Origin of the sequence: Escherichia sp. WS338, assembly GCF_046486405.1 — a bacterium.
Taxonomy (GTDB): Bacteria; Pseudomonadota; Gammaproteobacteria; order Enterobacterales; family Enterobacteriaceae; genus Escherichia; species Escherichia coli.
In genome coordinates this window covers 120,575-129,630 of sequence record NZ_JBJQLL010000013.1, presented here as the reverse complement: position 1 = coordinate 129,630, position 9,056 = coordinate 120,575, and the positions used below count along the sequence as shown (strand labels likewise).

Genomic DNA, 9,056 nt, shown 5'->3' with positions numbered 1-9,056 from the left:
CGCCGATGGTAGTGTGGGGTCTCCCCATGCGAGAGTAGGGAACTGCCAGGCATCAAATTAAGCAGAAGGCTATCCGTCAGGATGGCCTTTTTGCGCTGGAGCAGAATAAATACCGGATGCGACGCTGGCGCGTCTTATCCAGCCTACTTTTGCTTATCCGTCCTGCTTTTGCATCCACTCCACCACAAAATCAGCCAGCCCCTCAACATCATTAATATCCATTAACGCGACATCAAGATTAAGCGGCACATCACTGGCTACAGCAATAACATGTCTGTCTATCACTAATTCTTCCGGTCGATGTCCGGCTCCATCGCGAAACAGCACAATCTTTGCGATCTCTTCATGCTTAAACCCTTCGACCAGAATCAAATCCAGCTTTGAGGTATCCATTCGACTTGCGAGAAAATGTAGATCCAGCTCTTCTTCGTCTGGTGTTTCCGTCATCAAGGCCCATCGTTGCTGGCTGGCAACGATGGTTTGTGCCGCGCCAGCCTTGCGCAACTCATAGCTATCTTTGCCCGGTTTATCAACATCCATATCATGGTGCGTATGCTTAATCAGTCCCGGACGGATCCCTCTGGCGCATAATACCGGGATCAGTTTTTTCAGCAGTGTAGTTTTTCCAGTACCACTCCACGCGGCAAAGGCGAGTAACGGTATCATCGTTTTTCCTGCCATCGGGCAAGCTCCTCTGGCGTATTCACGTTTATAAATGCCTCTTTACGATCGCTGAAATCAACCGCATGACCGCCAGCCAGACGCATAAATGCCATAACCCGGCGTTCTCCTGCTTGCAGATATTCCAGTAATAAAGGCTCAATTGCGCGGTTTACCAGAGCAATAGTCGGGTGATCGCGTTCACCGTCGTGGACCCACACGACAGGCGCATCTTTGCGCTGATGATTAAGCCGGGCGGCTAAATCATGGGGAATGTAAGGCGTATCGCACGGGCAAAACAAAAACCACTCACCCGCTTCCTGCTGCATTACTGAAAGCATTCCTGCCAGAGGGCCTGGGTAATCCGCCAGTGAATCTTCAATCACTTTCAGACCGCTTGCCTGATAGATTTCCTGATGACGATTAGCATTAACCACGACGTGAGAGAGCTGCGTCATAAGCGCGTCAGCTACATGTTGCCATAATGGTTTGCCGTTTAATTCAAGCAATCCTTTATCTACGCCGCCCATTCGTCTGGCTTTACCGCCTGCCAGCACAACGCCTGTTATCGTCGTCATCAGATTCACCGATATCGCCTCTTTTATTGTGGGATTGACCCTGCTAACGTGTCTGTCTCAAGAGTAAGGAGCATTACTATGAAATGTAAACGTCTGAATGAAGTTATTGAACTCCTCCAGCCAGCCTGGCAAAAAGAGCCAGACCTTAACCTGCTGCAATTTTTGCAGAAACTGGCGAAAGAGTCAGGTTTTGACGGCGAACTGGCGGATTTGACGGATGACATTCTGATCTATCACCTGAAAATGCGTGATTCCGCGAAAGATGCGGTGATCCCGGGTTTGCAGAAAGATTATGAAGAAGACTTCAAAACGGCGCTGTTACGCGCTCGCGGCGTAATTAAAGAGTAAAAGCTTGTAAGCGGTGCCACCAAAATCATCGTGAAATGATATCCTTCATCATTCGTAATGTTTTCCGGATGATGGGATGAACAACAGCGCTTTTACTTTCCAGACACTACACCCGGATACCATCATGGATGCTCTGTTTGAGCAAGGGATCCGGGTGGATTCCGGTCTTACCCCGCTTAACAGCTATGAAAACCGTGTCTATCAATTTCAGGACGAAGATCGTCGACGTTTTGTCGTCAAATTTTATCGTCCTGAACGTTGGACACCCGATCAAATCCTCGAAGAACATCAATTTGCGTTGCAGTTGGTAAATGATGAAGTTCCGGTCGCAGCACCTGTGGCCTTTAACGGTCAGACTTTATTGAATCATCAGGGATTTTATTTCGCTGTTTTTCCAAGCGTCGGTGGTCGCCAGTTCGAAGCTGATAATATCGATCAGATGGAAGCGGTTGGGCGTTATTTAGGGCGTATGCACCAGACGGGGCGCAAACAGCTTTTTATCCATCGCCCGACCATCGGTCTGAATGAATATCTCATTGAGCCTCGCAAGCTGTTTGAGGACGCTACACTGATACCTTCCGGGTTGAAAGCGGCATTTCTGAAAGCGACAGATGAGCTGATCGCCGCCGTTACAGCACACTGGCGGGAAGATTTCACCGTTCTGCGGCTACATGGAGACTGCCACGCCGGGAATATTCTCTGGCGCGATGGTCCAATGTTTGTTGATCTGGATGATGCACGTAATGGTCCGGCTATTCAGGATTTGTGGATGTTGCTCAATGGCGATAAAGCCGAGCAGCGGATGCAACTGGAAACTATTATTGAAGCTTATGAAGAATTTAGCGAGTTCGACACCGCTGAAATCGGACTGATTGAACCTTTACGCGCCATGCGTTTGGTTTATTATCTTGCCTGGCTAATGCGGCGTTGGGCTGATCCCGCGTTCCCGAAAAATTTCCCGTGGTTAACCGGGGAAGATTACTGGCTGCGACAGACGGCGACTTTTATAGAACAGGCAAAAGTTCTACAAGAACCCCCTTTGCAATTAACACCTATGTATTAATCGGAGAGAGTAGATCATGAAAAAGATTTGGCTGGCGCTGGCTGGTTTAGTTTTAGCGTTTAGCGCATCGGCGGCGCAGTATGAAGATGGTAAACAGTACACTACCCTGGAAAAACCAGTTGCTGGCGCGCCGCAAGTGCTGGAGTTTTTCTCTTTCTTCTGCCCGCACTGCTATCAGTTTGAAGAAGTTCTGCATATTTCTGATAACGTGAAGAAAAAACTGCCGGAAGGCGTGAAGATGACTAAATACCACGTCAACTTCATGGGGGGTGACCTGGGCAAAGAGCTGACTCAGGCATGGGCTGTGGCGATGGCGCTGGGCGTGGAAGACAAAGTCACTGTTCCGCTGTTTGAAGGCGTACAGAAAACCCAGACCATTCGTTCAGCATCTGATATCCGCGATGTATTTATCAACGCAGGTATTAAAGGTGAAGAGTACGACGCGGCGTGGAACAGCTTCGTGGTGAAATCTCTGGTCGCTCAGCAGGAAAAAGCCGCAGCTGACGTGCAATTGCGTGGTGTTCCGGCGATGTTTGTTAACGGTAAATATCAGCTGAATCCGCAGGGTATGGATACCAGCAATATGGATGTTTTTGTTCAGCAGTATGCTGATACTGTGAAATATCTGTCCGAGAAAAAATAATTCATTGTGAATTACATAAGGCCCGTGAATATTCACGGGCTTTTTTATTATTTAATAAATATAAATACATTCTGATAATGCGTCCTGCCGCTGGACATTATTTCAGCATAAGCGGATATTTAAAGTTTTGCTGTTTTATCAGGGAATATTTATATGATACGTAAGTCAGCTACAGGTATTATTGTTGCGTTAGCCGTAATCTGGGGTGGTGGCACATGGTACACAGGTACGCAAATTCAGCCTGGTGTCGAAAAGTTTATTAAAGATTTTAGCGATGCTAAAAAGAAAGGTGAACATGCCTACGATATGACGTTAAGTTATAAAAACTTTGACAAAGGCTTTTTTAATTCTCATTTTCAAATGCAAATAACATTTGATAACGGTGCACCCGATCTCAATATCAAGCCAGGCCAGAAAGTTGCATTTGATGTGGATGTTGAGCACGGTCCGTTGCCCATCACAATGTTAATGCGTGGTAATGTCATCCCCGCACTGGCAGCGGCAAAAGTGAAATTAGTGAATAATGAACTGACACAACCGCTATTTATCGCCGCAAAAAATAAATCGCCCGTGGAAGCGACATTGCGATTCGCGTTTGGTGGCTCATTCTCCACGACATTAGATGTTGCCCCTGCAAAATATGGAAAGTTTTCTTTTGGTGAGGGCCAGTTTACTTTTAATGGTGATGGTAGTTCATTGTCTAACCTGGATATTGAAGGCAAAGTCGAAGATATTGTTCTGCAATTATCACCAATGAACAAAGTAACGGCGAAAAGTTTTACCATTGATTCTCTGGCGCGATTAGAAGAAAAGAAATTTCCGGTTGGTGAAAGCGAGTCGAAATTTAATCAGATTAACATTATCAATCACGGGGAAGACGTTGCCCAAATCGATGCTTTCGTTGCAAAAACCAGGCTGGATCGCGTTAAAGACAAAGATTATATCAATGTCAATCTGACCTACGAACTTGATAAGTTAACAAAAGGGAATCAGCAACTCGGTAGTGGTGAGTGGTCATTGATTGCTGAATCTATTGATCCCTCAGCGGTGCGCCAATTTATCATCCAGTATAACATTGCGATGCAGAAGCAGCTTGCTGCACACCCTGAGTTAGCAAACGATGAAGTTGCTCTGCAAGAAGTGAATACTGCATTGTTCAAAGAGTATTTACCGTTATTACAAAAAAGTGAGCCGACCATTAAACAACCGGTAAGATGGAAGAATGCACTCGGCGAACTAAATGCCAATCTGGATATCAGTATTGCCGACCCAGCCAAATCTTCATCATCCACAAACAAAGATATTAAATCGCTCAATTTTGATGTGAAATTACCGCTTAATGTCGCCACAGAAATCGCAAAACAGCTTAATTTATCTGAAGGAATGGATGCGGAAAAAGCGCAAAAGCAGGCTGATAAACAAATCAGCGGGATGATGACCTTAGGTCAGATGTTTCAGTTAATCACGATTGACAACAATACCGCCTCGCTGCAACTGCGTTATACACCGGGTAAAGTTGCTTTTAACGGACAGGAGATGAGCGAAGAAGAATTTATGTCTCGTGCCGGACGTTTTGTTCATTAAAATACTCACTCGCCTCTGCTCATTCAGAGGCGAGCAAAATTTACTTGTCCTGCCGCTGTGATGACATCAACGACGTCAGAAGCCGGTCTTTTTCCTGCCACAGTGAGTTCAGCCATTGCTGAAAATGGCGCTTAAAGCTTTTGTCATTGATGTAGTCGCCATGTAACTCATCGGCAATAGGCTGTAAATCCACATGTACGACAATCCGCGTCAGTTTACCGCTTAACATATCGAAGAACGGCTGACGGTTATTGTCCGGATAACACAGCGTAACATTAAGCAGTTTATCGAATTGTTTACCCAGTACATTTAGCGCCATCGCAATGCCTGCCGCCTTTGGTGGCAACAAGTTTTGAAAAGTGGAGTGGGTTTGCTGATGTTTTTCTTGCGTGAAACGGGAGCCTTCAACGAAATTGACAATGGTGGTGGGATGCAGGCGAAACTTTTCACAAGAACGCCGAGTGGTTTCGACATCTTTACCACGTCGCTCCGGATGACGTAATAAATAAGCGCGGGAATAACGCTTCATAAACGGCATATCCAGCGCCCAGCACGCCAGGCCAAGAAAAGGCACCCAGGCCAGCTGCTGCTTGAGGAAATATTTATTCATCGGAATGTGCTTACGAAACAGCACGCACAGTACGACAATATCTGCCCAACTACGGTGGTTACAAATAAGCAGATACCAGTTCTTCTTACTTAACCCTTCCAGCCCGTGAACTTCCCATTGCAGGTATGGGTTCAGATGCAGTAATACCGCCAGACATTCACACCAGCAATACATCATAAAATCACAAAAACGCGAAACCTTTCGCCAAATGACTGGCACAGGTAGCAATAGTTTTACAATCCCGGCAATGATGATCGGGACGGAACAAAAAATAGTGACCAAAATGGTCAATACAATACTCAGCAAAAGGGTTATCGCAGCGAGTATTCTCGTCATAATGAATTTATTCAAAAGGTTAGCCATAGACAGTGCGCTAAAGAAGCGCAAGGCGCAGATTTTAGCAGAAAACGACCCAAATAACGGATGATCCTTAAGGAGAAAAATAATTCATATCTATCCACATTAGAAAAAATCCCATTATCTTAATTACTAGGGATGGTCTTATTTTTAACTTCATGAAAAACAAAGACAAACATCATGCTGTAAAAAGCATGATAATAAATTAAAAGCGATGTAAATAATTTATGCACAAAGTTATCCACATGACGATTTGCGAGCGATCCAGAAGATCTACAAAAGATTTTCACGAAAAGCGGTGAAAAACTCATGTTTTCATCCTGTCTGTGGCATCCTTTACCCATAATCTGATAAACAGGCACGGACATTATGGTTCAGATCCCCCAAAATCCACTTATCCTTGTAGATGGTTCATCTTATCTTTATCGCGCATATCACGCGTTTCCCCCGCTGACTAACAGCGCAGGCGAGCCGACCGGTGCGATGTATGGTGTCCTCAACATGCTGCGCAGTCTGATCATGCAATATAAACCGACGCATGCAGCGGTGGTCTTTGACGCCAAGGGAAAAACCTTTCGTGATGAACTGTTTGAACATTACAAATCACATCGCCCGCCAATGCCGGACGATCTGCGTGCACAAATCGAACCCTTGCACGCGATGGTTAAAGCGATGGGACTGCCGCTGCTGGCGGTTTCTGGCGTAGAAGCGGACGACGTTATCGGTACTCTGGCGCGGGAAGCCGAAAAAGCCGGGCGTCCGGTGCTGATCAGCACTGGCGATAAAGATATGGCGCAGCTGGTGACGCCAAATATTACGCTTATCAATACCATGACGAATACCATCCTCGGCCCGGAAGAGGTGGTGAATAAGTACGGCGTGCCGCCAGAACTGATCATCGACTTCCTGGCGCTGATGGGTGACTCCTCCGATAACATCCCTGGCGTACCGGGCGTCGGTGAAAAAACCGCGCAGGCATTGCTGCAAGGTCTTGGCGGACTGGATACGCTGTATGCCGAGCCAGAAAAAATTGCTGGGTTGAGCTTCCGTGGCGCGAAAACAATGGCAGCGAAGCTCGAGCAAAACAAAGAAGTTGCTTATCTCTCATACCAGCTGGCGACGATTAAAACCGACGTTGAACTGGAGCTGACCTGCGAACAACTCGAAGTGCAACAACCGGCGGCGGAAGAGTTGTTGGGGCTGTTCAAAAAGTATGAGTTCAAACGCTGGACTGCTGATGTCGAAGCGGGCAAATGGTTACAGGCTAAAGGGGCGAAACCCGCAGCCAGGCTGCAGGAAACCAGTGTTGCAGACGAAGCGCCAGAAGTGACGGCAACGGTGATTTCTTATGACAACTACGTCACCATCCTTGATGAAGAAACACTGAAAGCGTGGATTGCGAAGCTGGAAAAAGCGCCGGTATTTGCATTTGATACCGAAACCGACAGCCTTGATAACATCTCTGCTAACCTGGTCGGGCTTTCTTTTGCTATCGAGCCAGGCGTAGCGGCATATATTCCGGTTGCTCATGATTATCTTGATGCGCCCGATCAAATCTCTCGCGAGCGTGCACTCGAGTTGCTAAAACCGCTGCTGGAAGATGAAAAGGCGCTGAAGGTTGGGCAAAACCTGAAATACGATCGCGGTATTCTGGCGAATTACGGCATTGAGCTGCGTGGGATTGCGTTTGATACCATGCTGGAGTCCTACATTCTCAATAGCGTTGCCGGGCGTCACGATATGGACAGCCTCGCGGAACGTTGGTTGAAGCACAAAACCATCACTTTTGAAGAGATTGCGGGTAAAGGCAAAAATCAACTGACCTTTAACCAGATTGCCCTCGAAGAGGCCGGACGTTACGCCGCCGAAGATGCAGATGTCACCTTGCAGTTGCATCTGAAAATGTGGCCGGATCTGCAAAAACACAAAGGGCCGTTGAACGTCTTCGAGAATATCGAAATGCCGCTAGTGCCGGTGCTTTCACGCATTGAACGTAACGGTGTGAAGATCGATCCGAAAGTGCTGCACAATCATTCTGAAGAGCTCACTCTTCGTCTGGCTGAGCTGGAAAAGAAAGCGCATGAAATTGCAGGTGAAGAATTTAACCTTTCCTCCACCAAGCAGTTGCAAACCATTCTGTTTGAAAAACAGAGCATTAAACCGCTGAAAAAAACGCCGGGTGGTGCGCCGTCAACGTCGGAAGAGGTACTGGAAGAACTGGCGCTGGACTATCCGTTGCCAAAAGTGATTCTGGAGTATCGTGGTCTGGCGAAGCTGAAGTCGACTTACACCGACAAGCTGCCGCTGATGATCAACCCAAAAACCGGGCGTGTGCATACCTCTTATCACCAGGCAGTAACTGCAACGGGACGTTTATCGTCAACCGATCCTAACCTGCAAAACATTCCGGTGCGTAACGAAGAAGGTCGTCGTATCCGCCAGGCGTTTATTGCGCCAGAGGATTATGTGATTGTCTCGGCGGACTACTCGCAGATTGAACTGCGCATTATGGCGCATCTCTCGCGTGACAAAGGCTTACTGACCGCATTCGCGGAAGGAAAAGATATCCACCGGGCTACGGCGGCAGAAGTGTTTGGTTTGCCACTGGAAACCGTAACCAGCGAGCAACGCCGTAGCGCGAAAGCGATCAACTTTGGTCTGATTTATGGCATGAGTGCTTTCGGTCTGGCGCGGCAATTGAACATTCCACGTAAAGAAGCGCAGAAGTACATGGACCTTTACTTCGAACGCTACCCTGGCGTGCTGGAGTATATGGAACGCACCCGTGCTCAGGCGAAAGAGCAGGGCTACGTTGAAACGCTGGACGGACGCCGTCTGTATCTGCCGGATATCAAATCCAGCAATGGGGCTCGTCGTGCAGCGGCTGAACGTGCAGCCATTAACGCGCCAATGCAGGGAACCGCCGCCGACATTATCAAACGGGCGATGATTGCCGTTGATGCGTGGCTACAGGCTGAGCAACCGCGTGTGCGTATGATCATGCAGGTACACGATGAACTGGTATTTGAAGTTCATAAAGATGATGTCGATGCCGTCGCGAAGCAGATTCATCAACTGATGGAAAACTGTACCCGTCTGGATGTGCCGCTGCTGGTGGAAGTGGGGAGTGGCGAAAACTGGGATCAGGCGCACTAAGATTCGCCTGAACATGCCCTTTTTTCGTAAGTAAGCAACATAAGCTGTCACGTTTTG

At 47.4% G+C, this 9,056-nt stretch carries 8 protein-coding genes; 5 read left to right on the top strand and 3 right to left on the bottom strand.

All coding sequences use genetic code 11. The annotated features are described in order from the left end of the window. Positions 1 to 153 precede the first annotated feature (153 nt). Both mobB and mobA read right to left on the bottom strand, forming a co-directional pair. Positions 154 to 681 carry a molybdopterin-guanine dinucleotide biosynthesis protein MobB gene (gene mobB / locus ACJHWT_RS13940; RefSeq protein ID WP_000907637.1) on the bottom strand — a complete coding sequence of 176 codons (528 nt, stop codon included), beginning with the start codon at positions 679 to 681 and terminating at the stop codon, positions 154 to 156. Continuing rightward, positions 663 to 1,247, bottom strand: a complete 585-nt coding sequence (mobA, locus tag ACJHWT_RS13935) for a molybdenum cofactor guanylyltransferase MobA (protein WP_001052175.1) — start codon at positions 1,245 to 1,247, stop codon at positions 663 to 665. Before mobA ends, mobB begins: the two co-directional genes overlap by 19 nt. 69 nt (positions 1,248 to 1,316) lie before the next feature. Here mobA and ACJHWT_RS13930 point away from each other — a divergent pair, with 69 nt between their 5' ends. The 4 genes from ACJHWT_RS13930 (at position 1,317) to ACJHWT_RS13915 (ending at position 4,876) form a co-directional block, all read left to right on the top strand. Next, entirely contained in the window at positions 1,317 to 1,586 is a 270-nt protein-coding gene (locus ACJHWT_RS13930) for a YihD family protein (RefSeq protein WP_001295263.1), read from the top strand. A gap of 76 nt (positions 1,587 to 1,662) precedes the next feature. Beyond that, positions 1,663 to 2,649 carry a stress response kinase SrkA gene (srkA, locus tag ACJHWT_RS13925; protein WP_001065525.1) on the top strand — a complete coding sequence of 329 codons (987 nt, stop codon included), beginning with the start codon at positions 1,663 to 1,665 and terminating at the stop codon, positions 2,647 to 2,649. A gap of 16 nt (positions 2,650 to 2,665) precedes the next feature. Continuing rightward, the gene (dsbA, locus tag ACJHWT_RS13920) at positions 2,666 to 3,292 is read left to right on the top strand and encodes a thiol:disulfide interchange protein DsbA (protein ID WP_000725344.1); all 627 of its coding nucleotides are present in this window, start codon (positions 2,666 to 2,668) and stop codon (positions 3,290 to 3,292) included. Positions 3,293 to 3,445: 153 nt separating this feature from the next. After that, on the top strand, positions 3,446 to 4,876 hold the full coding sequence (locus ACJHWT_RS13915) for a DUF945 family protein (RefSeq protein WP_000619838.1): 1,431 nt from the start codon (positions 3,446 to 3,448) through the stop codon (positions 4,874 to 4,876). Between the two features lie 40 nt (positions 4,877 to 4,916). Here ACJHWT_RS13915 and ACJHWT_RS13910 read toward each other — a convergent pair whose 3' ends face one another. Continuing rightward, positions 4,917 to 5,849: an acyltransferase gene (locus tag ACJHWT_RS13910; protein WP_001318156.1), complete on the bottom strand. Its 933-nt coding sequence runs from the start codon at positions 5,847 to 5,849 to the stop codon at positions 4,917 to 4,919. 363 nt (positions 5,850 to 6,212) lie between these two features. Between ACJHWT_RS13910 and polA the strand changes: the two genes are divergently transcribed. Continuing rightward, positions 6,213 to 8,999 (top strand): DNA polymerase I, encoded by a 2,787-nt coding sequence (polA, locus tag ACJHWT_RS13905; RefSeq protein WP_000250017.1) that lies wholly within the window; start codon positions 6,213 to 6,215, stop codon positions 8,997 to 8,999. The last annotated feature ends 57 nt before the right edge of the window (positions 9,000 to 9,056 follow it).

Excerpts from the sequence above, each read along its gene's own strand:
- ACJHWT_RS13910 (WP_001318156.1), bottom strand. The coding sequence starts at position 5,849 with ATGGCTAACCTTTTGAATAAATTCATTATGACGAGAATACTCGCTGCG.
- mobB (WP_000907637.1), bottom strand. The coding sequence starts at position 681 with ATGGCAGGAAAAACGATGATACCGTTACTCGCCTTTGCCGCGTGGAGT.
- ACJHWT_RS13915 (WP_000619838.1), top strand. The coding sequence starts at position 3,446 with ATGATACGTAAGTCAGCTACAGGTATTATTGTTGCGTTAGCCGTAATC.
- polA (WP_000250017.1), top strand. The coding sequence starts at position 6,213 with ATGGTTCAGATCCCCCAAAATCCACTTATCCTTGTAGATGGTTCATCT.
- srkA (WP_001065525.1), top strand. The coding sequence starts at position 1,663 with ATGAACAACAGCGCTTTTACTTTCCAGACACTACACCCGGATACCATC.
- dsbA (WP_000725344.1), top strand. The coding sequence starts at position 2,666 with ATGAAAAAGATTTGGCTGGCGCTGGCTGGTTTAGTTTTAGCGTTTAGC.
- ACJHWT_RS13930 (WP_001295263.1), top strand. The coding sequence starts at position 1,317 with ATGAAATGTAAACGTCTGAATGAAGTTATTGAACTCCTCCAGCCAGCC.